The sequence below is a fragment of the Xanthomonas campestris pv. phormiicola genome, assembly GCA_025666215.1.
Taxonomy (GTDB): Bacteria; Pseudomonadota; Gammaproteobacteria; order Xanthomonadales; family Xanthomonadaceae; genus Xanthomonas_A; species Xanthomonas_A campestris_A.
Genome location: CP102593.1, coordinates 528,000 through 551,079 on the forward strand (window position 1 = coordinate 528,000; position 23,080 = coordinate 551,079).

At 64.3% G+C, this 23,080-nt stretch carries 22 protein-coding genes and 2 pseudogenes; 5 read left to right on the forward strand and 19 right to left on the reverse strand.

Going from position 1 to position 23,080, the window contains the following annotated elements:
• Window positions 1–184: 184 nt before the first annotated feature.
• Both katB and NRY95_02150 read left to right on the forward strand, forming a co-directional pair.
• Entirely contained in the window at window positions 185–1,708 is a 1,524-nt protein-coding gene (katB, locus tag NRY95_02145) for a catalase KatB (protein ID UYC16808.1), read from the forward strand.
• Window positions 1,709–1,776: 68 nt separating this feature from the next.
• On the forward strand, window positions 1,777–2,331 hold the full coding sequence (locus NRY95_02150) for an ankyrin repeat domain-containing protein (protein UYC16809.1): 555 nt from the start codon (window positions 1,777–1,779) through the stop codon (window positions 2,329–2,331).
• A gap of 154 nt (window positions 2,332–2,485) precedes the next feature.
• Here NRY95_02150 and NRY95_02155 read toward each other — a convergent pair whose 3' ends face one another.
• A complete protein-coding gene (locus NRY95_02155; protein ID UYC16810.1) occupies window positions 2,486–4,282 on the reverse strand; it encodes a GGDEF domain-containing protein in 1,797 nt (598 codons plus the stop codon).
• Window positions 4,283–5,330: 1,048 nt separating this feature from the next.
• On the opposite strand from NRY95_02155, the gene NRY95_02160 reads away from it, so the two are divergent.
• Complete coding sequence (locus tag NRY95_02160; GenBank protein ID UYC16811.1) at window positions 5,331–6,911, forward strand: SDR family oxidoreductase; 1,581 nt, start codon at window positions 5,331–5,333, stop codon at window positions 6,909–6,911.
• 90 nt (window positions 6,912–7,001) lie between these two features.
• Here NRY95_02160 and NRY95_02165 read toward each other — a convergent pair whose 3' ends face one another.
• From NRY95_02165 to NRY95_02235, 15 genes are all read right to left on the reverse strand, one after another.
• Complete coding sequence (locus NRY95_02165) at window positions 7,002–9,098, reverse strand: S9 family peptidase (GenBank protein ID UYC16812.1); 2,097 nt, start codon at window positions 9,096–9,098, stop codon at window positions 7,002–7,004.
• A gap of 139 nt (window positions 9,099–9,237) precedes the next feature.
• Entirely contained in the window at window positions 9,238–9,705 is a 468-nt protein-coding gene (locus tag NRY95_02170; GenBank protein ID UYC16813.1) for a metallophosphatase family protein, read from the reverse strand.
• A gap of 90 nt (window positions 9,706–9,795) precedes the next feature.
• Entirely contained in the window at window positions 9,796–10,194 is a 399-nt protein-coding gene (locus NRY95_02175) for a VOC family protein (GenBank protein UYC16814.1), read from the reverse strand.
• Between the two features lie 116 nt (window positions 10,195–10,310).
• On the reverse strand, window positions 10,311–10,676 hold the full coding sequence (locus NRY95_02180) for a hypothetical protein (protein UYC16815.1): 366 nt from the start codon (window positions 10,674–10,676) through the stop codon (window positions 10,311–10,313).
• 41 nt (window positions 10,677–10,717) lie between these two features.
• Window positions 10,718–11,005, reverse strand: coding sequence for a hypothetical protein (locus tag NRY95_02185; GenBank protein UYC16816.1), 288 nt, complete (start codon window positions 11,003–11,005; stop codon window positions 10,718–10,720).
• A 59-nt stretch (window positions 11,006–11,064) separates the two neighbouring features.
• The gene (locus NRY95_02190) at window positions 11,065–11,553 is read right to left on the reverse strand and encodes a YcxB family protein (protein UYC16817.1); all 489 of its coding nucleotides are present in this window, start codon (window positions 11,551–11,553) and stop codon (window positions 11,065–11,067) included.
• 166 nt (window positions 11,554–11,719) lie between these two features.
• Window positions 11,720–12,706 (reverse strand): AI-2E family transporter, encoded by a 987-nt coding sequence (locus NRY95_02195; GenBank protein UYC18469.1) that lies wholly within the window; start codon window positions 12,704–12,706, stop codon window positions 11,720–11,722.
• 623 nt (window positions 12,707–13,329) lie between these two features.
• A complete protein-coding gene (locus NRY95_02200) occupies window positions 13,330–13,746 on the reverse strand; it encodes a DUF3052 domain-containing protein (GenBank protein UYC16818.1) in 417 nt (138 codons plus the stop codon).
• A gap of 118 nt (window positions 13,747–13,864) precedes the next feature.
• Window positions 13,865–14,542, reverse strand: coding sequence for a YwqG family protein (locus NRY95_02205; protein UYC16819.1), 678 nt, complete (start codon window positions 14,540–14,542; stop codon window positions 13,865–13,867).
• Between the two features lie 21 nt (window positions 14,543–14,563).
• Window positions 14,564–14,932, reverse strand: coding sequence for a hypothetical protein (locus tag NRY95_02210; protein ID UYC16820.1), 369 nt, complete (start codon window positions 14,930–14,932; stop codon window positions 14,564–14,566).
• A 345-nt stretch (window positions 14,933–15,277) separates the two neighbouring features.
• A complete protein-coding gene (locus tag NRY95_02215) occupies window positions 15,278–16,084 on the reverse strand; it encodes a trypsin-like serine protease (GenBank protein ID UYC16821.1) in 807 nt (268 codons plus the stop codon).
• Window positions 16,085–16,167: 83 nt separating this feature from the next.
• Entirely contained in the window at window positions 16,168–16,389 is a 222-nt protein-coding gene (locus tag NRY95_02220; GenBank protein ID UYC16822.1) for a hypothetical protein, read from the reverse strand.
• Between the two features lie 406 nt (window positions 16,390–16,795).
• A complete protein-coding gene (locus NRY95_02225) occupies window positions 16,796–17,500 on the reverse strand; it encodes an amino acid racemase (protein ID UYC16823.1) in 705 nt (234 codons plus the stop codon).
• The gene (locus tag NRY95_02230; protein ID UYC16824.1) at window positions 17,497–17,952 is read right to left on the reverse strand and encodes an ATP-binding protein; all 456 of its coding nucleotides are present in this window, start codon (window positions 17,950–17,952) and stop codon (window positions 17,497–17,499) included. The genes NRY95_02225 and NRY95_02230 overlap by 4 nt, the downstream gene beginning before the upstream one ends.
• 59 nt (window positions 17,953–18,011) lie before the next feature.
• Window positions 18,012–18,233, reverse strand: coding sequence for a hypothetical protein (locus NRY95_02235; protein UYC16825.1), 222 nt, complete (start codon window positions 18,231–18,233; stop codon window positions 18,012–18,014).
• Between the two features lie 638 nt (window positions 18,234–18,871).
• Here NRY95_02235 and NRY95_02240 point away from each other — a divergent pair.
• Window positions 18,872–19,626, forward strand: a pseudogene (locus tag NRY95_02240) (IS5 family transposase).
• Window positions 19,627–19,833: 207 nt separating this feature from the next.
• Here the strand turns inward: NRY95_02240 and NRY95_02245 are convergent.
• The 3 genes from NRY95_02245 to NRY95_02255 form a co-directional block, all read right to left on the reverse strand.
• Complete coding sequence (locus NRY95_02245) at window positions 19,834–20,292, reverse strand: hypothetical protein (protein UYC16826.1); 459 nt, start codon at window positions 20,290–20,292, stop codon at window positions 19,834–19,836.
• Between the two features lie 452 nt (window positions 20,293–20,744).
• Window positions 20,745–21,029, reverse strand: a complete 285-nt coding sequence (locus tag NRY95_02250; protein UYC16827.1) for a hypothetical protein — start codon at window positions 21,027–21,029, stop codon at window positions 20,745–20,747.
• Window positions 21,030–21,483: 454 nt separating this feature from the next.
• On the reverse strand, window positions 21,484–21,921 hold the full coding sequence (locus NRY95_02255) for a hypothetical protein (protein ID UYC16828.1): 438 nt from the start codon (window positions 21,919–21,921) through the stop codon (window positions 21,484–21,486).
• 494 nt (window positions 21,922–22,415) lie between these two features.
• Here NRY95_02255 and NRY95_02260 point away from each other — a divergent pair.
• Window positions 22,416–23,078 (forward strand): annotated as a pseudogene (locus tag NRY95_02260) (integron integrase).
• Window positions 23,079–23,080 lie beyond the last annotated feature (2 nt).

The window sequence follows — 23,080 nt, forward strand, 5'->3', positions numbered from 1 at the left end:
CGGCCTGCGGCGGCGCGTGTGCGTGGCGATGTCGGACTTGCGACAAGCCCTGCAGGCCATAAGCGACGGCAGTCACATCGTAGGCCCCACATCCGGGCTGCCTATTGCTGCCATAGCAACTATCGAATTCTCCGCGCGCAGCACGACCGCCATGATGCAGTCCCCTTAAACACGAGCTGACGCCATGCGCCCTGGATCACTGTTGGTGCTCGCCCTGCTGTCGCAGACCCTGATCGTCCCCGCCGGGTTCGCCCAGTCCACGCTCACCCGCGACAACGGCGCGCCGGTCGGCGACAACCAGAACTCGCAGACCGCCGGCGCCACCGGCCCGACCCTGCTGCAGGACGTGCAGCTGATCCAGAAACTGCAGCGCTTCGACCGCGAGCGCATTCCCGAGCGCGTGGTGCATGCGCGCGGCACCGGCGTGCACGGCGAATTCACCGCCAGCGCCGACATCTCCGACCTGACCAAGGCCAAGGTGTTCGTCGCCGGCGAGAAGACCCCGGTGTTCGTGCGCTTCTCCTCGGTGGTGCACGGCAACCATTCGCCGGAGACGCTGCGCGACCCGCACGGCTTCGCCACCAAGTTCTATACCAGCGAAGGCAACTGGGACCTGGTCGGCAACAACTTCCCGACCTTCTTCATCCGCGATGCGATCAAGTTCCCGGACATGGTGCATGCGTTCAAGCCGGATCCGCGCACCAACCTGGACGACGATGCGCGCCGCTTCGATTTCTTCTCGCACGTGCCGGAAGCCACGCGCACGCTGACCCTGCTGTACTCCAACGAAGGCACGCCGGCCGGCTACCGCTTCATGGACGGTAACGGCGTGCACGCCTACAAGCTGGTCAACGCGCAGGGCGAGGTGCACTACGTCAAGTTCCACTGGAAGTCGCTGCAGGGCCTGAAGAACCTGGATCCGAAGCAGGTGGCGCAGGTGCAGGGCAAGGACTACAGCCACCTGACCAACGACCTGGTCGGCGCGATCAAGCAGGGCGACTATCCGAAGTGGGATCTGTACATCCAGGTGCTCAAGCCGGAAGACCTGGCCACGTTCGATTTCGATCCGCTGGATGCGACCAAGATCTGGCCCAACGTGCCCGAGCGCAAGATCGGGCAGCTGGTGTTGAACAGGAACGTGGACAACTTCTTCCAGGAGACCGAACAGGTGGCGATGGCGCCGGCCAACCTGGTGCCGGGCATCGAGCCGTCGGAAGACCGCCTGCTGCAGGGACGCATCTTCTCCTATGCCGATACCCAGCTGTACCGCGTCGGCACCAACGGCCTGAGCCTGCCGGTGAACCGGCCACTGGTGGCGGTCAACAACGGCAATCAGGACGGCGCGATGAACTCCGGCGCCACCGCCAGCGGCGTCAACTACGAACCGAGCCGGCTCAGCCCGCGTCCGCAGGATCCGAATGCGCGCTACAGCCAGTTGCCGCTGTCGGGCAGCACCCAACAGGCGAAGATCGTCCGCGAGCAGAACTTCAAGCAGGCCGGCGATCTGTTCCGCAGCTACAGTAAGAAAGAGCAGCAGGACCTGATCCAGAGCTTCGGCGAATCGTTGGCCGGCGCCGACGACGCCAGCAAGCACATCATGCTGTCGTTCCTGTACAAGGCCGATCCGGCCTACGGCAGCGGTGTCGCCCGCGTCGCCAAGGGCGACCTGGCGCGGGTCAAGCAGCTGGCCGCGCAGTTGCAGGACTGATCGTTCACCGCGCAGCGCGGCGGCGCCTCCCCCACGCCGCGCTGCGCCTTCTTCTCCGGAGACCGAGCATGCGTCGTTTCGTTTTTCTCGTCATGAGCCTGGCGGCCGCCGCGTCCGCCAGCGCAGCGCCCGCGGCGGTGGCGGCCGACCCGGCCAAGGTCCAGGCGCAACTGCGCGACTACTTCTTCGATGCCGCGCGCGAAGGCCGCCAGGACATGCTGGCCGAGTTCATCCATGCGCACTACGACCTCAATACCCGCGACGACAAGGGCTATACCGCGCTGATCCTGGCGGCCTACCACGGCCAGCAGCCGGCGGTGGAGCAATTGCTGCAGGCCGGCGCCGATCCCTGCGCACAGGACAAGCGCGGCAACACCGCGCTGATGGGCGCGATCTTCAAGGGCGAGCTGGCGATCGCCAAGCGGCTGATGCAGGCCGATTGCGCGCCCGACCAGCGCAACAACGCCGGGCAGACCGCAGCGATGTACGCGGCGCTGTTCCAGCGCACCGAGGTGCTGAAGGACCTCGCCGCCAAGGGCGCCGATCTGCAGGCGAAGGACGCGCAGGGCAACGACGTGGCCAGGTTGCAACGCGGCGAGTTCGCGCAGGCGCCGGCGCGCTGAGCAGGCGGTCGCGATGGACAGGGCTTGCAGCAGGCCTGGGCGAACGCAACCTGCGTCGCCACGGACGCAATCCGGTCACCGCAGCATGCCGGTCGCTGTGTCGGCAGCGATGCGGCAATGCGGCGACGCGGTCGCGTGGGCTGCCGATCGCCGGCTAGGTCTCGGCAAGCTCCAGTAACGACAGGGCGGGCTGCGCCAGCTCGAACACGCCCTGGCCCTGGCGCTTGCCCTGACGCTTGGCCGCTGCGGCCAGCGAGGCCACCTCTTCGGGGCTGTGGCATTGGCTCGGTTGTACCATCGCCACGCCGATGGTCAGGGTCGTCAACGGGAAGCGGTTGATCTGCCCATTGCGGTCCTCTCCTTCGAGCATGCCGCGGACCAGGTCTTCGGGGTCGAAGAGCGCCTTGGCCGCCTCGTTGAAGTCGCGCACGCAGTCCTGGCAGATGCGCATCCAGTCATCGCTTTGCAGCAGCATCACGAAGTCATCGCCGCCGACGTGGCCGACGAAGTCCCAGTTCGGCTGCGCATGATGCTGCAGCGTGGCGGCAACAAGCTGGATCATGCGGTCGCCGCGAAAATAGCCGTACTGGTCGTTATACGGCTTGAAGTAGTTCAGGTCGCAATAGGCGGCCACGAACGGCCGCGTGGAGCGCAGCAGGCGGCCGATATGCTCGGAGATCGGCATATTGCCGGGTAACAACGTCAATGGATTGGCGTAGCGCGCCGCCTCGATGCGCAGCTCGGTCACGCGTCGGACCAGCGCCTCGCCGGTGGCCACGCCGAGATAGCGGCCGTCGCGGGTGATGACGAAGCCGTCGCTCAGGTAGCGCTGGTCCTCGCCGAGCAGAATCGCCGACATTTCGTCGATGTTCTGCTGCACGTCGCAGACCACCGGCGAGGCATGCATCATCAGCGTGCACGAGCGTCGTGCATTCAATTCGCGCGAGAACGGGCGCCCGATCCACTCGCTGAAGATGCGCCGATTGATCAGCCCTAGCGGTTGCTGTGCGGCATTGACCACCGGTAGCGCGGCCAGGTTGGGATGCCGCTGGAACAGCCGCTCCGCTTCCAGGTTGTTCTTGTCGGCGCCGATGCACGGTGCAGGAATCAACAGGTGCCCGGCATTGATGTTGCGAAAGCCGGTGGGGCGGTTGTTGCGCGGCAGCACCGGCAGCTTGCTTTGATGCGCCGTCAGCACCGAATCCGGCACCTCGCGGCAGGGCGTGGGCAGCGGGCGCCCGAGCAGGTATCCCTGCGCGTTGGTCACGCCGAGGTCGCGCAGGATCTCCAGGTCTTCCTGTCGCTCCACGCCTTCGGCGATCAGTTCGCTGCCCAGGTCGTCGGCGATCTGGATCAACGCGCGCAGGATGCTCAGCGCGCCGCTGGACTGGGCGATATTGTGGACCAGGCAGCGATCGATCTTCAGGTAGTCCGGGGATATCCCCATCCACAACGCGAAGTTGGAATGCGCATGGCCGAAATCGTCCAGCGCCACGCGCACACCCGCTGCGCGCAGGTAGGCCAGCGCATCGGCCAAGCCGCGGACGTTGTCGACCGTGTCGCGCTCGGTGATCTCGATGACGAAGCGGCCGAGATCCTGCCCGCGCGCGCTGAGCTGATCGAGCAATCGCCGCGGATGCTGGTGCAGGGCCAGGACCGAGTTGCCGCTGATATTCAGGAACAGGCGTCCGCCCTGCGCGAAATCGAAGCCGTCCATCGCGGCCTGGATCGCCAGCAGCTCGAACCGCTCCAGTGTGCCGGCCGCCTTGGCTCGTTCCAACAGTGCGACAGGAAACGCCTGCAGGTCGGCGACCCGCATCAATCCTTCGTGTGCGAACACTTCATGGCTTGCCAGCCTGACGATCGGTTGGTACACCGGGCGCAGGCCGCCCGGCGATAGTGCCTGCTCGAGCAAGGCGTGTGGATCGAATCGAACGCAATGCTCAGTCATGGCCGGCTGTCTGCCTCACTCCCCAAGAGTCGACAGTTACTATCGTATTCATTGCCGGTGACACTACTGCGGCAACTGCGCGTACAGGTTGATTATGTCGCCGCTGAAGTCGACGAGTTATTGACGCCTCCAGCCGTGCAGGCCAGGCGGCGGTTTTCTGGCGCTGGCCGGAGCGAAAGCGCGCCAGAGTGGCGGGGTAATGCCCTGGCACGTGCGCACAAGCGCGCTGTGCGTAGCCCCGCCGCCGCCGTGCATCGCACGCACTCCGGCGCGTCATTGGCGGCGACGGCCGCCGCCGTACGAGGGTGCGCTCTATGCACCACATCGCGAAGAGCTGGCGCAGGCTTGGAGCATGGGATTCGATAAACTCCATCATCGGCGTGGGCGATTCGGTTTCTGAAGTAGAACCAGCCGCCGCCGCCATGGCGCCAACGCCACTGGATCGGCGAATGCGCCTGCCCTGTCGGCTGTGCACAGCTTCGTGCGATGTTCCCGACGCAGCCGCGCCTTCCACGGCTTGTTGTCGCTTCTCCCTGGATCCATCTTGAACACCAACGCGCGAGATCCCGGAGAGTATCTGGTCGCGCCGGTCGCGCCGCTACGCTCGCTCGAGGCGCCGGCGAGAGCAGTGGGACATCGAAGCCGGCATCGGTCGCGGGAAGCAGGTCGTGTGCGTCCCACAGGCCACGATGTCGCTGCTTGGCGACGCAGCGGACGGACCTCGCATCCGTCCGCGGCAGAGGCTGCTGCGCAAGGTCGACGCGCCTGCCGATGGCGCATGAGCGCGGCGCCTGCGGCGCGGGCGCCGGCCGCACTGGGCCGCCAGGCGGGATTGCGCGATGATGCACGGCCGACATGGCGCCGGCACCCCCGGATCGGCGAAAATGCCGCCTGGCCGCTCCCTCCCGGCCCCTCGCAACGCCTCTTGCGCTGCCGATGCCCGTTCGCCGCAAGCGCCGGGTGCGCAGCATCGCCGCCCACCGCCGTCTTGCCCCGGCTCGCTGCCGCGCTTTCCTCACGGCTCGCCACCGCCCACTCCGGATCCGTCTTGAACACCACCGCCTCGCCCCCCGCCACCGACGACCTACCCCTGACCGAGCGCCTGCGCGTCGCCCTGGACCTGCTCGAAGCCATCGACGCCGACCGCAGCTTGCTCGACGCGCTGCCCGAGGCCGACCGCGTGCGCCTGCACCAGGTCGTCGCCAAGGTCTACCACCCCGAGCCCAAGGCGCGCCGGCAACTGCTCAAGCAGCAGGCGCGCGAACGCCACCAGGAGAAGGTGCGCAAGGCCGAGGCGCTGCTCGAGCAGACCGGCATCCGCGCGCTGCGGCGCAAGCCGGTGTTCAGCACGCCGAACTACTTCCCGCCGCATGCCGCCGGCCTGCACGACGCCAGCAATGCCGCGGCCGAGGAACCCGCGGCGGCGCAATCGCCCGAGCTGCGCCACTGCTACGTGTGCAAGCAGAAGTTCACCCAGCTGCACCATTTCTACGACCAGATGTGTCCGGCCTGCGCCGAGCTGAACTACTTCAAGCGCACCGAGACCGCGGACCTGCGCGGGCGCGTGGCGCTGCTGACCGGCGGCCGGGTCAAGATCGGCTACCAGGCCGGCCTGAAGCTGCTGCGCGCCGGCGCCGAGCTGATCGTGACCACGCGCTTCCCGCGCGATTCGGCCGCGCGCTACGCGCAGGAACCGGATTTCGCCGAATGGGGCCACCGCCTGCAGGTGTTCGGCCTGGACCTGCGCCACACGCCCAGCGTGGAGGCGTTCTGCAGCCAGCTGCTGGCCACGCGCGAGCGCCTGGACTTCATCGTCAACAACGCCTGCCAGACCGTGCGCCGGCCGCCGCAGTTCTACGCGCACATGATGGCCGGCGAGACCGCCGCGCTGCACGAACTGCCCGAGCACGTGCGCCGTCTGGTCGGCCACTACGAAGGCCTGCGCAGCCCGGAGCTGCTGCCGGCGGCGTCGGCGACCACGCTGCCGGCGGGCCAGGGCCACGGCATCAGCGGCGCCGACGGCCTGACCCGCGCCGCCGAACTGTCGCAGGTGCCGTTGCTGGCCGACGAACTGCTCGGCCAGCAGCACCTGTTCCCGGAAGGCCGGCTGGACCAGGACCTGCAGCAGGTGGACCTGCGCGGGCGCAACTCCTGGCGCCTGCTGATGGCCGAGGTACCGTCGGTGGAGTTGCTGGAGACGCAGCTGGTCAACGCCATCGCCCCGTTCATCATCAACGCGCGGCTCAAGCCGCTGCTGCTGCGCACGCCCGAGCGCGACAAGCACATCGTCAACGTCTCGGCGATGGAAGGGCAGTTCTACCGCAACTTCAAGACCACCCGGCATCCGCACACCAACATGGCCAAGGCCGCGTTGAACATGATGACGCGGACCTCGGCGGCCGATTACCAGAACGACGGCATCCACATGAACAGCGTGGACACCGGCTGGGTCACCGACGAGGATCCGGCCGAGATCGCCGCACGCAAGGTGCAGGAAGAACGTTTCCACCCGCCGCTGGACATCGTCGACGGCGCCGCGCGCATCGTCGACCCGATCATCCACGGTTTCAACACCGGCGAACACGTGTGGGGCCAGTTCCTGAAGGATTACGCGCCGACCGATTGGTGAGGGGCGGCGTGGCCCACGCCAACCCCTCTGCTTCCACGATCGTGGCGATCTGACCCACCACGGGAGGCACGCCGCGGCGTCGGCGAGGACCTATTTGCGCACGCTCTGCGTGTGCGACTTCAGCGCGTCCTCCAGGCCCGGCACCTGTGCCGCGCCGTCCGGCACGCCGAGGCTGGAGCCGACCAGGTCCTGGCCGAACGGCTGCGTGCGTCCGCCCAGGCACTTGCCCAGGAACGCTTCGCTCACCGCGTTGAAGGCCTTGTTGTTCTCCGGCCGCGCGAAGCCGTGGCCTTCGTCGGGAAACAGGACGTAGGTGACCGGGATCTGCTTGGCCTTCAGCGCGTTGACGATCTGGTCGGCCTCGGCCTGCTTGACCCGCGGGTCGTTGGCGCCCTGGCCGATCAGCAGCGGCCTGGCGATGCGGTCGGCGCGGCTCAGCGGCGAGCGTTCTTCCAGCAGTTTCTTGCCGGCCTCGGTGCGCGGATCGCCGATGCGCCGCGCCATCTGCTCGAAACCGGATTTCCAGTACGGCGGGATGGTGCTGAGCAAGGTGTTCAAATTCGACGGGCCGACGATGTCCACGCCGCACTTGAACGTGTCCGGCGTGAAGCTCAGCCCGACCAGCGTGGCGTAACCGCCGTAGCTGCCGCCCATGATCGCGACCTGGTCCTGGGTGGTGACGCCCTGCTGCACCGCCCACTGCACCGCATCGAGCAGGTCGTCGTGCATCTTGCCCGCCCACTCGCCGTCGCCGGCGTTGGTGAAGCGCTTGCCGAAGCCGGTGGAACCGCGGTAGTTGACCTGCAGCACCGCGTAGCCGCGGTTGGCCAGCCACTGGTTGTAGCCGCTGTAGCCGTAGTCGTCGCGCGCCCACGGCCCGCCGTGCACGAACAGCACCAGCGGCACCGGCTTGTCGGCCTTGCCGTCGCCGTTGGCGTCGGCCTCGCGCGGCAGGGTGAGGTAGCTGACCAGGGTCAGCCCGTCGCGCGAGCGGATCTCCTGCGGCCACTGCGGCACCAGCGGCTGCCCTTCCAGCGCAGGGCGCGCGGCGAACAGCTTGGTCAGCTTGCCCTGCGCGGACGGCGTGCGCTCGTAGCGGTAAAAGGTGGCCGGCGCATCGGCGGCGGAGTAGGCGACGATCCAGGTGCGGTCGTCCTGGGTGCGGGTCAGCACCGAGATCTCGCCCGGGCCGATCGCCTGCAACTGCTTGATGTCCGCGGCGATGGCCGGGTCCAGCACCTTCCATTCCGGGCGCAGGTAATTCGATTCCACCGCCTGCACCACGCCGCTGCGCGGATCGGTCAGGGTGCCGCCCACGTCGGCGCGCGCATCCTCGAACAGCAGCTTGCGCGTGCCGCCGGCCACGTCCACCGCGTACAGCGCCGAGGTGTCGCGCTGGCGCGAATCGACGAAGTACAGCGTCTTGCCGTCGGCGGTGAAGCCGGACGGCGCGGTGGTCAGCGAATCCTCGAACGGGATCTCCTCGCGCTTCTGCCAGCCGCCCTTGCCGTCGGGTTGCAGCAGATCCTCGCCGCCGTCCTCGCGCGAACGCGTCGCCAGCCGCACCTGGTAGTCGTCGTGGGCCAGGTACTCGCCGATCTGTTGGGTGTTCTTCTGCAGCAGGGTGCGCTTGCCGCCGGCCAGGTCGACCCGGTACAGATCGTGCCACTGCGCATCGCGGTCGTTCATGCCGACCAGGATCGATTCCGGATGCTTGCGGCTGACCGCCACCACCCGCGCGCGGGTCTTGGGGAAGTCGCTGAGGTCGCGGCCCTTGCCGCCCTTGGCGACGTCGAGCGCGAACAGGTGGAAATCCTCGTCGCCGCCGCTGTCGCGCATGTACAGCAAGGTGTCGGGCAGGAACGACCAGAAATAGGAGCGGATGCCGCGGCCGCTGTCGTGGGTGACGGCGCGCGCCTGGTCGGGCGCGTCGGCCGGCGCGACCCAGACGTTGAGCACGCCGTCCACCGGCGCCAGCCAGCTCAGGGTCTTGCCGTCGGGGCTCAGCTGCACGCTGCTGCGCTCGGGGTTGCCGAACAGCACGTCGCGCGGGATCAGCGGCGGCGGCGCGGCAGTCGCCGCCGGTGCCTGTGCGGCGGGTGCGGCCTTGGCGGCGGGAGCGGCGGCCTGCTGCGAGCAGGCGGAGACAGCGAGGGCGAGACTGGAAGCCAGGACGAGGCGGCGCATGGGATCTCCGGGAAAGGCGAGGGGCAGGCAAGGTGGCGGGCGATTTTGTTACTGAATAACAATTTCGATTGTAGGCGCTCGTGCGCGGCGCGTAACCATGACTTCCGACGCACACGGCGGTGGCCGCAGCGTCCCTGGCTCACTGCAGCGCGTGCAACTCGCCGCGGACGCCGCCGGCCTCCAGATACAGATAGCCCACGCCGATTGGTAGCTTGAAGCGACGCGGCCCGGCGCTGCCGGGGTTGAGGGACAGCACCCCGTCGCGGGTCTGCAGTGCGGGTGTGTGCGAGTGGCCGCTGACCACCACGTCCACGCCAGCCAGATCGCGCGCCAGCGTCTTCAGATCGTGCAGCACGTGCAGGCGCACGCCTGCGATCTCCACGTCCAGCGTGTCGGGCAGCGCCCGCGCCCATGGCGCGGTATCGATGTTGCCGCGGATCGCATGCAGCGGCGCGAGCGCGCGCAGCGCATCGAGAATCTCCGGCTTGCCGATGTCGCCGGCATGCACGATGGCGATGCAATCGTGCATCGCTGCCAGCGCCTGTGGTCGCAACAGGCCGTGGGTGTCGGAGATCAGGCCGATTCTCTGAGGCTGGGCGCGGCGCATCGGCATCGATTCGAATGGAACTCGGGACGGACTAGCCTAACCCCAAGTCCGCTGTCGCCGTCGCCATTGTTGGCTGCCGTGGCGCGCCGCTTACGGCGCCTGATTGATGACGGCCTCGATAGGCTGGCCATCCGGATCCGCCACGAATGCGGCGTCATGATCGGGACCGTCGTCCGGGCGCCGACCGGCAGCGCCGTTGCTGCGGCCACCATGCTGCAACGCCGCGTCATGGAACGCGGCGCCCGCGTCCCGGCTGGGCGCGGCGAAGGCGAGCTGGAAACCGGGACCGGGCACTCGCGCGCTGCTGCCTCGCAGCTTGATCGTCAGCAGGTCGGCGCCGCCCGGTACGCCATAGCCGACGGCCTGGTCGTCGTCTCCCCGGGCACAGGTCGTCCCCCACCCGGGCATAGCCGAGTGCGCCCAGCACCGCGCCGTAGAGCCGCGCGGCGCGTTCGATGTCGGCGACGCCGGGGAAACGTGATCGAGCATGCTGCGGAGTGCCCGATCAGGTGGATCGGCGCCTGTGCGGCAGCAGGTGAAGTGCGACGGTGCGCGGTCCGTTGCGGACCGACAATTTCAGACGCGGCGTGATCCAGATATCGGGCTCACCAACGCCAGCCATATTTCTTCATCCGCTTCCTGTGCGCCTGCTTGTCTTCCGCGGCCGTGGAGCCCCGGCGAACCCTTCCATAGCGGCCGACACAGTAGGCGACAAGCGCAAGCACGATGCCCAGCGCTGCGTAACAGGCATGGCGGAGGTCTTGCAGCGCCAATGCGAGGTACACGTTGCGCAGCGCGCCGAGTACCAGCAGCATGCAGAATCCAAACAGCACCAGGCGCCTGACGCCAAGCCAGGTCGTCGCCAAGGCTTCTTCTGCAGATCGCATGGGCCGGCGCCTGCTGCGCAGCCAGAACAATGCGGAGAAAAGGAACGCGAGAAGGCCGAGAATGTAGATTCCAGCATGAGGCATGCAACGTCCCTGTTAGTCCCCCATGCGTCGGCTTGAACAGTTTAATCGCCATTGAGCGGCTTGTGCGCCGACCACGCGCGCTCGAACTCGGCTTGGCCGATGCGAAACGGCGCGAACTCGTCTGGATCGAGCGCTGCGCCACTCAGGCCCCCATACGCATCCTCGAGATGGGCGTGGTGGTAGCACAGGACCTGGCCGGCGTCGTAGATTTCGATCTGCCGGGTCGGCCAGAACGCATCATCGGTTTCGAAGAACCACCAGGAACGACCCCATGCGTCGTAGCGATCGGCGCGAGACTGGTTCCAGCGGCGTTTGTAGTAGTGCGGCATGGGGGAGCGCCAACCTAGGGGGACGTCGAGCCGCGAAGTGGCCTCGACCGCATATGGCGTCAGGAAACCTTGCCTCCCGCAGCCAGGACCCGGGCGATGATGAACTCCGCGGTCTCCGGGGGCATGTCGGCGAGGGGCAAGGTGACGAATTGAGCCTTCGAAAGCAGGAGCAGCCAGCAAGATTCGAATTGCCACACTTCCACGATTGCGGACCAGGGCAGCGTGGTCTTGCCGGCGCCGGAGGACAACGACAGCGACGTCTCGGCTGCGTCGAGCGTGGCGCTGGGAGCGCCCATTGCATCGAGCCTGAGCAGCGAGTTGCGATAGTGGATGGCATACAGGGCAATGGGGAAGGCGACGCCGAGCGCGAGCACGCTTGCCAAGACGCTCGCCACCCAGGAGGTGTCGCCGCGGGCAATGATGACACCAAGGGATACCGCCAGGAAGATCAGGGCTGCGACATATCGGAAGCCGGCGACGCGCCACCAGAAGTTCCGTACCGCTCGACGAATCAGCTTCCTGTCGTAGCGGAGGGTGGCATGGCGCATGGATGGCATCCGAATTGGGCTCCGCTGCGAAACGGCATCATCGATAGGAGTACGGAATCTGCACGGCTGCGGCCGTTGCGCATCGCCGGGGCTGGCAACACGGCGGCCACGCGCCTGTTCAGTCCTGTCGGGCGTCGTCGGCAGGACGCCGCGCCACTCCGACGGATCACTCCGCCGGCACGGCGCCGTCGGCATCGTCCAAGGCATGGTGGACATACAAGTGCTTGACCAGCACGTAGATCACCACGGTCAGCGGCGCCGCCAGCACCACCCCCATCGGTCCGAACAGCACGCCGATGCCGAACAGCGAGAACAGCAGCAACGCCGGCGGCAGGTCCACCGCGCGCGCCTGGATCAGCGGTTGCAGCACATGGCCCTCGATCTGCTGCAGCACCACGAACACCAGCAGCGCGCCCAGCGCCACCTGCGGACTGACCGTGAAGCCGAGCAGCACCGCCGGGACCGCCGCCACGATCGGGCCGACGATCGGGATGAAGTCCAGCAGCGCGGTCAGCAGGCCGATGCCGAGCGCCACCGGAACGCCCAGCAGCCACAGTCCCAGGCCGGTCAGGCTGCCGATCACCAGCATCGCCAGGAACTGACCGCCCAGCCAGGCGCGCAACACCTGGCCGCTGGCGGCCAAGGCCTCGTCGGCGACATCGCGCCGGTCGCGCGGCAGCAGCCGCAGCAGCCCGCGCCGGTACAGCTTGGGCTGCGCGGCAAGGTAGACGCCGCCGACGAGCATCAGCACCGCGTCGGTGATCCCGCCGCCGGCCGATAGCACGATCGCGCCGGCATGCGTGGCCAGCGTCGAAGCGCCGTCGCGCAACTGGTCGGGGATGCTCTCGATCTGCGGCCCGAGCGGGCCGGACTGCAACCACGCGTGGAACTTGTTCCATGCCGCCGGCAACGTGGTCCGGAACGCGTCGATCTGGGCGGCGACTTCCGCGCCGAACAGCAACACGATCGAGGACAGGATCAGCACCAACAGCAGGATCACCAGGCCCAGTGCGGCCCATTCCGGAACCGGCAGCCACTTGCGCAACGCCGACGCCAGCCCGTGCAGCAGCACGCCGACCACCACCGCGCCGAACACGACCAGCAGCAGTTCGGAGAGTTGCCAGGCCAACAGGGCCAGGCCGCCCAGCGCCATGACGACCAGGACACGCGCCGCGAAAGGCCGCAGCGGGGACGGAGAACTCGGGGCGGAGGACAGCATCTGGAACATCCCGGCAGAACGGCAGTGTACGGACGATACGGTCAGCGAAGTGCAAGCCGGGCGAAGAGCGCGAGGCGCCGCGGTTGCCGCAACCATGCCCGTCCATGACCCGGGCTCGGCGCGGATGACCGGCCTGGGCGCATTCCTGGCATGGGAAGAAGAAGTAGGCGAACGCCGGCGCCTGGCCGCCTAGCCTACGCCGACCATCCCGCAAGACCCAACGCCGATGACGGCACAGCGGGCAAGCCAGCGCATGCCACGCGAGCGCCGGACCAGGTAAGCGAACGGCAGGCCGCCAACGACGATGCCCACGGCGGCGACCAGCCGGCCCGGCAGGTCGACGATCGGATTCTTCGGGCCGAATTCGGGCGGGCATTGGCTCGTCGCGTAGGCGGGGAAGGAGAGCGCGAGTAGCGCAATAAGCGCGCCGCCTGGCGAACGCCGCGATCGAATCTTTGTCCGTGCTAGCGCAGCGATCGCACAATGGCCGCAGGAGCGGCGACGGATGCCAAGACCACGGCGGGCGCAACGGCTGGCACGGCGCCTGGGTCGCGTGCCTATCTGAGTTCCTTGCGAATGACCAACTTCAGGCCCGACCAGATCGCGTCCACCGCGCAGACCTTCACGTCGACGAAGCCGAGCGGCAGCGCCAACTCCCGGATGGTGTCTTCGGTGATGTCGGTCGGCAGCTTCGATGCCTTCTTGGGCCAGGAGACCCAGACAACGCCATTGGGCCGGATCGCGCTTCGCAGCGCTGCGAGTTCTGCTTCCAGGACGCGCTTGCGCTCGGCGAAGAAATGCACGATGTCGGTGGCGGGAGAAACGGCCGAGTCGAAGACGGCCCCAGCGGGAAGCGGCCCGAGCAATGTGCGGTAGTTGTCGGGCGCGTATCGCGCAACCACGGTGCTGTTGGCCGCGATCCCCAGCTTTTGGGCGAGAGGCGTTCCGGAGCAGCCGGCGGGCTTCATGCTCATCATTGTCTGCATGCCTGAATGTGTGGCGGCACCGGGCCGGAGGCACAAACACGGCCCAAGGTGGGCAAGCAGCCGCCATTGTGCGGCAGGCTCGGCTTGCATGCAGCGTCGGCTGCATTCAGTAGAACTGGCAGGACCATGACCATTGCCCTTCGGGCGAGCGGAAGAAGTAGCCGACGCCGTTGTCTGCCCACATCCAGCCAACCTTCTCTTCCGACGCCACCTGGAAGACGAAGTCCTTCAAGCCGACGCCATGCTGGATCTCGGTAGGGTATCCGCCGAACTTGGTACCGGCGTAGCGCGCGAAGTCGTCGAAGAATGCATCGGATGCCGCTTGGTCGTCGTTGACGGGCGTCAGGTCGACGCAGTCCCAGGCGTCTTCCCACCCGGGAGCATCGTCTCCTACCTCGCTCCATCGGATCGGAAAAGGCCGAAACGGGTGCGCTGTGGAGGGAAGCGGCTGCAGGCCATCCAGCGACCTGTACTCGCGGACCAGCCAGCCATCGCCATGCGCACGATCGAATGGGTGACGCTGCAGGTTCTGGAACAGCACCAGCAGCGCGATGCCGTCCAGCTGCGGGGGAACGAAGGGCAGCTCGTCGATCCGGACCTGCAACAGCGGAAACATCGGCTCGCCGTCCCACCAAGGAAGGCCTTCGTCCGGCAGGCCGACTGCGCGGCAGAACCATGACGTCAACGGGTCCTCGGGTGGGCGGAAGCCGCCGACCGTAGCGACGGAAGCATGGCGTAGCCGGGTGCGCAGCTGGTGCAGCGTTTGGACTGCAGCATCAGTCATGAAGTCGGATGGAACGGCCAGTCAGCTGCGCGCAGCTTCGGCCGGCAGCTTTCCAAGCCTGATGAGCCTTGATCGAATGGCGCCAACCGTCCGTTCGTGCGATTCGGCCAACTCTCTTGCTGTCTTCCCCGCCTCAAATTGCTCCACAAGTTGCCGATCTTCAGCCTCGGACCAAGGCGCACCGACATTGCCTGGACGGTCGGTATTCCGGGCAGTGGATTTCTTGGCTCGCTTGTCTTTCGATCCTTGAAGGGCGAGCGACGCGGTATACAAAGCGCGTACCGCATCCGGATGTTGGAGCGCGCTGTCGCTTGGAAACACCTCGCCGGTGAAGGGGTCGACCCCAGCTGCAAGTGCGGTGATGATCTTTAGTGCGCTATCAGTGTCCATACCAAACTCCAATGGTCGCCAAGGCCAGAGTTGAGCCGCCTGCCGAAGCGGACCGCTCGAACGAAAGGTTAGCCCGCTATGCTCGTCAGTCAACCCCCAACGAAAAGGCCTCGGCTTGAATGAATTCTTGGACCGTAGCCCAGTCGATGGCGAGAGGTTTGGCGACCTTGCCTGGATCGATACCAGCACACCTCATGCAGTCGCCAAAGAATAGAAAACGGTTGCCGCCAGTGGCGCCAAATGGACGGCTCCCTGTTTCGGCGTGCTGAGCGGGCGGCAGGACGAGCGCAACTCGGTCAACGCCGCCGCGAAGCGGATTCGGCTCGATGGATTGTTAGCGCCCGCCTACGGCGGTGTAGATATGATGCTTTCAATCCACTCGCTGTAATGACTCAGGCGGACATTGCAGCTGATCTGACCATATCTTCCTGGCGTCCTGATGGCGCTTTGAGGATCCGACCATGAGGTCAGTCCGGCCAAGAGCCAATCCTTCCGAGTCTGGAAAAGGACGGGTCCGCCACTGTCCCCACTTCCAGACCCGCCCTCAAGCGGGAGGGCGTCCGACGGCTTGTCGAACATATAGCAGAACCAGCGGCCATCGGCGCTGGTGACTTTGTTGTACGCACGGCGAAGCTCCGTGCGGTGGGCGCTGCTGAATTCGTATCCGGTGACTCCGTTACCCGTAGCGCCTTTTCCTATGATCTTGATGACCTGGCCGAACTCGTCATTGCTCCTGCTGATTGCGGCCGGAGTGACATCCGTAACGGGTTGTGCCAACTTGAGAAGTGCGATGTCATCGGAGGAGGAGAGCAATACTCTGAACAGCGTCCAATCCCAAGTGGCTAGCGCTTGGTCGAGTAGCTCTTGCGGAGGCTTCTTGTATCCGGGGTGTATCACGAGGCGTTCAACGTCCCGAGGTATCCCATTAAGAGTGACCTGCTTGATTTCGGATTGCCACGTGACCGCATGGGCAGCGGTCACAACCCATTGCGGTGCAATCAGCACGCCATGTCCCTCACCAGGCATGTCCACTAGAGCAGGAAACTCAGACGCCGGAACCCGATACTTTGCGTCGTCAACGTCATCTCGAATGACGATTGCGCTTGCACTGAAGGACACAACAAGCAGTGCGAGCAAGAAGAGTCGGGGCATATGCGATTCCTTCGGAAGTCTCTTGGAGTGGCTAACGCTTGAATCAAGCCAGGCCGCGAGGTGGCTTCCGAGTGAGCGAATTATTAGGCGGCCGCTGCGCGGCCCGGCCGCCAACCAAGGAGGCGGGCAGGCAGGAACAGGATGGCCTGAAGGAGCGCGAACACAGCAGAGAACGTGATCCCTACAAGGCGAAACGGCACGGTGAGCAACCAGGCGATTGGCCACAGGACCAAGGCCAGCACGGCAAGCGGCCAGCACAGAACAAAGAGAAGGCACCAGGCAACGATCGCAATTAGCGCTTTCATAACGCGACTCTTTTGGTCCGTGAGCAGAACCGGAAGGGTTGCAGATTCAGGGCAATGCGGGGACTGGCGTGCGACGAACCAGCCAAATCGCCGGATAAAACCCCAGATATGGCGACGGATTCTCCCCCGCCGCCTGGCGTTTGAGCCGTGGCGGGGCCGACGGCGAGGTGGCCCGCCCGCTGGAAAAAACGATAGGCCCTGCCCGGAAGCGGGCCAGGTAACGGATTGCTTGTGGGCCACCGGTTTGTCGGAGGTGCACCGCGACTAGAGGAGTTTCCACGCTGCTTGGCGACGAGATCGCCATGGTGGGTGTGGATGTCAAGCGACCGGACGTGCTGGTGCTGCGCGCTGAAGCCAGAGCTACGCCGTGCTGCAAAGCGACGTCGGCTGGATGGATCGACAGCGCCTACCGCGCGTTCTCGATTGCTTCGCGTAAGGCGGCGCGAGCGAGCAATCGCGTCGAGTCCAATGTTGGAAGCGCAGAGTTGTCGTCGTTGATGATCAGCGGGATCTCCGTGCATCCAAGAATGACGGCGTCGCAACCGCGATTCTTGAGTCGATGAATCATCTGCTGGAAATACGCGGTGGTTTCCGGCTTGAACACGCCATAGACCAGTTCATCCATGATCAAGCGGCCGATTTCGTCGCGTTCCGCGTCAGTGGGACGAATGCACTCCAGTCCTTGCGCATGCAACTGGTCCGGATAGACGTTGCTGGCAACGAGCCACTGGGTCCCGGTAATGCCGAGGCGGCCGTAGCCTCTTGCGACGGCCTCCGACGCCACAACCTGCGCAATGTTCAGCCATGGCAGCGGAGATGCCGCCGCAACCTGGGCGAACGCTTGATGGATGGTGTTGTCGGGGCAGATCAGGAAATCCGCCCCTGCGGCGGCCAGCTTCCTGGCCGACGAAAGCATCAGCGTTGCAACACCGTCGAGATCGCCGGCGTTGAGGCACGCGACGTACTCGGCAAGAGACGCCGAATGCAAGGACACCTCCGGATGCGCGTGCGGTCCCAACAAGGCTGCCCCCTCCGCGCAGATGGTCCGGTAGCAAAGCGCCGCGCCCTCGGCAGAACATGCAACGATGCCGATATGTAGGGGGATTCTCATTGCACCTCTATCACTTTCGCGAAGCCCTCAATCAGGCTTGGCGGCTCGATGGCCGAGTGTACATTCCGCACAGCTTGCTCGGCCACGACTTCATCGGCCGGCCGTGAGGCGTTACCCGAGAGGCATGCCTCGAGCGGCGTCTTGAACCAAACGGCGAGGGCCTCCACCGGGTGCGATCTTGCTGCGGCCACGATGGGCTGGCGCTCGGCCTGCTCGACCAAGATGGCGTCGAAGATGATCGCGCCCCGGAGTGTTGATGCGACGGATTTGGCCAGGCGCTCTCGCCCGCACCCCGCGGGCCTACAAGCACGTAGACTTTGCTGGAAGGATCCTGCGTTCCGAAGCGCTTCGTCCAAGACCTGGTACGATTTCGTCCATGCCGCCTGGTTGCATTCCGGCGTGACGACACGGCCGGTTTCGATCTGCAGGAAGCGATCGGGGTTGATATGCACGGTTCGATGTCGAGCTGGGCGTCTAGCGCCTTAGCCAAGCAGCGCCGCGAAGCGAATGGTTAGGCCGCCGCTGCGTGTCCCGGCCGCCAACCAAAGAGGCGGGCAGGCAGGAACAGGATGGCCTGCAGGAGCGCGAACATCGCAGAGAACGTGATCCCCACCAGGCGGAACGGCAGTGTCAACAACCAGGCGATTGGCCAAAGGACCAACGCCAGCACGGCCAGCGGCCAGCACAGAACAAAGAGGAGGAACCAGGCAACTACCGCAATTAGCGCTTTCACAACGCGACTCCTTTGGGCCGTGGGCAGAACCGGTCGGGTTACAGATCCAGGGCAATGCGGGGGGTAATTGTTCCGCGAAGTGCAACGTTCCCAAACAGTAGTGCAGGTCCATGTCGTTTGACTACAGCGATAGTTCGAGCTTTTCTTCGGGCGGTATGCACTCCACGCAGCATCCTTTTGCTTGTGCTGATCATTTTCGCAACCGGAGAAGCAGCTAACGCCTGGATTAAGTCGGCCCGCGCGATCCACTGTCCGCTCGTGGCCATAACGATGCGGGCTCGGCTTGAGTGAATTGTTAGGGCTCACACCCCGCAAGCTGGAACAACTGCTGGTGCAGGACTCAAGTATGTGACCTGACCCTTGCAAACACGATATGCGAATGACTTGCTCGCCATGCCGGGATCTGGAACTTTTGCGGTGTGTAAAACTTGGCCTGAGGGCGATACAAGCCGAATGAGTGCACCATCTGGGCTCGCCGAGCTGCCCGGCGCGGCCAACTCCAATGTTAAGCCATCTGATAATTGAAGTGTCGCCGCCTGCTTGGAGGGCAGTTGTAGGTCAAAAGTGACGGGGGTTAGGTCTTGTCATCATTTGCTGAGATAGGCGATGCTTGTCGCCCCCTCCTACATCGCCCTGCAATGAGACGTCGCTACGCCCTTCGAGACGATCAGTGGGATCGCATCCGCGATCTGCTTCCCGGCCGAGCCGGCCATGTCGGTGTGACCGCCAAGGACAATCGACTGTTCGTCGAAGCCGTGCTGTACCGCTACCGCGCCGGCATTCCCTGGCGGGACCTGCCTGAGCGCTTCGGTGATTTCCGCGTCATCCACCTACGACATACCCGCTGGAGCCGGTCAGGCGTCTGGCAACGGGTGTTCCAGGCCCTGTCAGAAGACGCGGACAACGAATACGCGATGATCGACAGCACCATCGTCCGGGCGCATCAGCACAGCGCCGGGGCAAAAGGGGGGAGCCGCAGGCCATCGGACGCAGCCGCGGCGGACTGAGCAGCAAGATCCACGCGGTGGTCGATGCGCTGGGCAATCCGGTGGCATTTCATCTGACCGCAGGCCAGGCCTCGGATCTGGAAGGTGCAGATGCCTTGTTGCCGCGATTGTCGGTCGGCGCCTTGCTCGCTGATCGAGCCTACGACGCCAGCGCACGGGTGATCGAGCCGATGCAGCGACAGGAGACGCAGATCGTCATCCCCTCCCATCCAACACGCAAGGTGCAGCGTGACTACGACCGGGTGTTGTACAGGGATCGACACCTGATCGAGAACTTCTTCGCCAGACTCAAGCAGTACCGGGCCATTGCCACCCGCTACGACAAGACAGCCTGCAACTTCCTCGGCGCGATCTACTGGATCGCCTCGGTCATTTTGCTAAATTGATGACAGGCCCTAGGTCATCGTGCTGCACCGAACCCGTGAACTGAACGCGATCAGGCACTGAAGCCAGAGCAGCGGCGGAAACAACACACATCAGTAAAGAAACAGCGGTAGCTTTCATCGTACACCTCCGGATTGTGCGAAGTTGCTTGTGAGCCCTAACGTCTGAATTAAGTCGCGCCGCGAAGCGGCGTCGGCTTGAATGAATTGTTAGCCCTCTCGCTTGGCAACGCGCTGAGCGACAGGCACTGTGGCAGAAAGCTTACGCAATTCCGTGAGCGGAAACGACAGCAAGGATTTGCCGATTCCCTTCCTGTGCGAGTAGCGGTCATAGATGATCTGGCCTGGGCCGTTGTAGATCTCTTCGTGCTCACCGTTGGAATGCAGCTTGAAGCCAAGATACAACTCTGGCGTGCTCTTGAAGGTTAGCGAGTCTTTGAAGGTGGCTTTGACTTGGACGAGCTTGCCGTCAGATGTAACTCCGTCATGCTTGGCTTGAGATACCTCATGAACCTCCATGTCGTACTCAAGCGCGGCGATGACTTCCCCGATATCACCAACAAGACGCCCATCAATAGTAAAAAACCGATTGGGGAATGCATCTTTCAGGCGATCAATTCCTTGAAAAATGAGTTCAAGTGCTTCGGTGATTGCACGACGCTGCGGCATAGAGGTCTAACGCCTGAATTAAGCCGGGCCGCGAAGCGGGCTCGGCTTGAATGAATTGTTAAGCCTGCCGGATCGCACCGCCAGAGACAGAGGTAATGAAATCTGCTGTCTGCCGACAAAGTGATTGACCCAAAGAGCGTACCACGAGAACCAAAGGGTCACTGGAAAGTGGATCAATGTCTACCCTTTGCTCTGGACTGCTGCGCAAGCGCAAGGTTAGCTCCGTCCAGTGACGATCCTCTGGGGTAGCGCTGTCACCGTCTGAGTCGATATCGCAACCTACGCCCCACAGGTGCTCCGCAACTTGAAGTAAGGTGGCCGAGGACCCGGTGCGATGATTTGCAGTGAGTAATCCATTGCTGTTTGGCAGATCGCTGGAGAGTCTGTTGCGGGCCTAACGCCTGAGTTAAGCCGTGCCGCAGAGCGGCGTCGGCTTGAATGAAATGTTAGGCTTAGACCGGATCATTGAGATCCAGCTCATCGATTAGGTCTCGCAACTGCGAAGCAGTGGGCGAATACCTTTGAGTGTCAACGACGAGATACAAGTACCCACGGTTTGTCACGTTTTGATATGCCGTGACTGGCGTGATGTCGTCGTATGGTCCCAGTGCATCAATAATCCTGTTGCAGTAAGGGACTGCAATGGACTTTGTGCCTTCAACCGCTGCGTAGCCATCGGCCACAACTGCATCTACCGCGTTGCACACGTTCTCGGGTGGAATGAAGACTCGGTTCATGGGCATCCTTGTTCTGAGCCTAACGCCTGAGTTAAGCCGACCCGCGAAACGGGTTCGGCTTGAATGAATTGTTAGGCCGCTGCCCGAAGTAGCAAAAGCCCAATGATGCAAAAGACCAGCAGCCCGACGAGAACCTGGTGAGCACGGTAGTGCCGCCTAATGGCAACGTGATCAGGGTCTGACAAGTCATTAGCTACTGGAATCTTTCGCATACGTAATAGGTTAAGGAAGATCCCGAGTGGTGAGCCGCCCGAACGAAGGCTGTCCAACTCAGGAGACCTTAATTGCTGTGTCCCAAGGGCCTTGCGGATGCTACGGGTCAGTAACCAGTCATTCGCTATGACGGCAGTGAAAAGAGCTACAGGTACATACGTCAAAGGGTGCATGAACTCTCCGAGCGGCCTAACGTCTGAATTAAGCCGCGCCGCGAAGCGGTGTCGGCTTGAATGAATTGTTAGGCTTGGTCCGCAGCATCGAGGTCTTCTTCGCGAACTATTTCCTTGGAGGAGCGAACTGCAGAAGCAATCACTTTCGCCAACTCCTTTGTCTCTTCGTTTTTCGCGTTTGCGGAGATGGCGTCGAGTTCACTGAGGACGTTAGTGGAATTGCAAGGAGTTGTCTGCGTGTAGGCCCTTATAACCCTGCCGATGAGCAACGCCAAGCGCTGAGTTGACGCTTCTGTACTAGGCTCGCTGCTTCCCGAAAAGATGATGCTCAACACTGCCAAGATGGCTGACGCAATGGCCATGATCGCGGCTAGTGCGTTTAAATCCCAAGGCATCCAATCAACAGGCCTTGTAGAGAGGTGCCAAAGACAACCAGATGCCAAGGCAGAAAGAACAGATAGTGCGGTAAAATTTTTGCTACTAAATAATTCTTTGAGGATTTCCATCGTTCGTCCTTGTTGAGAAAAACCTAAGGCTTGAATGAGTTGTTAGGCAGTGAGTGGCCGAAACGGTTGAGGCCGCAGCCTTGCTCCCCAGCACTGCCCGCGTGAGCCGAGTGTGCCACAGCTTGCGGGATGAAGCTTGCACCGCAATGCCACGGGGCCTGTTGGCTCCGAAGCCAGGCGCAATGAGTGCCGCGCGGCAGCGACACGAAATGACGAAGCGGCGGACTGTCCGATGCCAGTTACGGTGAGAATCACTGTCCGGAGCCGACCGCGTGCGCGCCAGTGAACTGGTCGAAGATGCGAGCACCGATGATGTTGCTCCACCACGGCCTAACTACTATTGGACCGCCTAAAAGCGGTGTTGCGCCAAGTATCGACTAACGCCAGAAGTCTGGGAAGAGGGGAATTCCTACTTCGTAACAATGACTTGCCGGATGGCAACCGACGGTCTTGGCGTCGATGCTGGTTGCGTTATCCGACGGTTGAGCAGGCGTATGAGTTACACCCGTGACGATGCAGGCGTAACGACGCGCCTTGCGCCCAAGCTGTTGGATCGGGTCCGTGGTCGGCTGCGGCTTCGGCATTACAGCCTGCGCACCGGGCAAGCGTATGTGGGCTGGATACGGCGCTTCATCCTGGCCAACGGCAAGCGGCATCCGGCGCAGATGGGGCAGGCCGAGGTCGAAGCGTTTCTGACCGAACTGGCGACGCGTGGCCAGGTGTCGGCCGGAACGCAGAATCAGGCGCTGGCGGCGCTGCTGTTCCTTTATCGCGACGTTCTGGGCGTGGAGTTGCCCTGGATGGAGAATCTGGTGCGCGCCAAGCGGCCGCGGCGGATTCCGGTGGTGCTCTCGGTCGAGGAGGTCGCGCACTTGCTGACGATGCTCGAGGGGTCCTGCCGGCTGATGGCAGGGCTGCTGTACGGCAGCGGGATGCGGTTGCTGGAATGCCTGCGGTTGCGGATCAAGGATGTGGACATGGTTCGCGGCGAGATCGTGGTGCGCGACGGCAAAGGCGGCAAGGATCGGCGGGTGCCGCTGCCGCGCAGCCTGCGTGGGGAATTGACGCAGCAACGCGAGTGGGCGCTGCTGCTGCACGCCGCGGATCTCGCCGAGGGGGCAGGAAGGATGTTCCTGCCGCATGCGCTGCCGCGCAGGGC

Coding starts and splice junctions, on each gene's coding strand:
- katB (UYC16808.1), top strand. CDS start 185: ATGCGCCCTGGATCACTGTTGGTGCTCGCCCTGCTGTCGCAGACCCTG.
- NRY95_02150 (UYC16809.1), top strand. CDS start 1,777: ATGCGTCGTTTCGTTTTTCTCGTCATGAGCCTGGCGGCCGCCGCGTCC.
- NRY95_02155 (UYC16810.1), bottom strand. CDS start 4,282: ATGACTGAGCATTGCGTTCGATTCGATCCACACGCCTTGCTCGAGCAG.
- NRY95_02165 (UYC16812.1), bottom strand. CDS start 9,098: ATGCGCCGCCTCGTCCTGGCTTCCAGTCTCGCCCTCGCTGTCTCCGCC.
- NRY95_02170 (UYC16813.1), bottom strand. CDS start 9,705: ATGCGCCGCGCCCAGCCTCAGAGAATCGGCCTGATCTCCGACACCCAC.
- NRY95_02175 (UYC16814.1), bottom strand. CDS start 10,194: ATGCTCGATCACGTTTCCCCGGCGTCGCCGACATCGAACGCGCCGCGC.
- NRY95_02180 (UYC16815.1), bottom strand. CDS start 10,676: ATGCCTCATGCTGGAATCTACATTCTCGGCCTTCTCGCGTTCCTTTTC.
- NRY95_02185 (UYC16816.1), bottom strand. CDS start 11,005: ATGCCGCACTACTACAAACGCCGCTGGAACCAGTCTCGCGCCGATCGC.
- NRY95_02190 (UYC16817.1), bottom strand. CDS start 11,553: ATGCGCCATGCCACCCTCCGCTACGACAGGAAGCTGATTCGTCGAGCG.
- NRY95_02195 (UYC18469.1), bottom strand. CDS start 12,706: ATGGCGCTGGGCGGCCTGGCCCTGTTGGCCTGGCAACTCTCCGAACTG.
- NRY95_02200 (UYC16818.1), bottom strand. CDS start 13,746: ATGAGCATGAAGCCCGCCGGCTGCTCCGGAACGCCTCTCGCCCAAAAG.
- NRY95_02205 (UYC16819.1), bottom strand. CDS start 14,542: ATGACTGATGCTGCAGTCCAAACGCTGCACCAGCTGCGCACCCGGCTA.
- NRY95_02210 (UYC16820.1), bottom strand. CDS start 14,932: ATGGACACTGATAGCGCACTAAAGATCATCACCGCACTTGCAGCTGGG.
- NRY95_02215 (UYC16821.1), bottom strand. CDS start 16,084: ATGCCCCGACTCTTCTTGCTCGCACTGCTTGTTGTGTCCTTCAGTGCA.
- NRY95_02220 (UYC16822.1), bottom strand. CDS start 16,389: ATGAAAGCGCTAATTGCGATCGTTGCCTGGTGCCTTCTCTTTGTTCTG.
- NRY95_02225 (UYC16823.1), bottom strand. CDS start 17,500: ATGAGAATCCCCCTACATATCGGCATCGTTGCATGTTCTGCCGAGGGC.
- NRY95_02245 (UYC16826.1), bottom strand. CDS start 20,292: ATGCCGCAGCGTCGTGCAATCACCGAAGCACTTGAACTCATTTTTCAA.
- NRY95_02250 (UYC16827.1), bottom strand. CDS start 21,029: ATGAACCGAGTCTTCATTCCACCCGAGAACGTGTGCAACGCGGTAGAT.
- NRY95_02255 (UYC16828.1), bottom strand. CDS start 21,921: ATGGAAATCCTCAAAGAATTATTTAGTAGCAAAAATTTTACCGCACTA.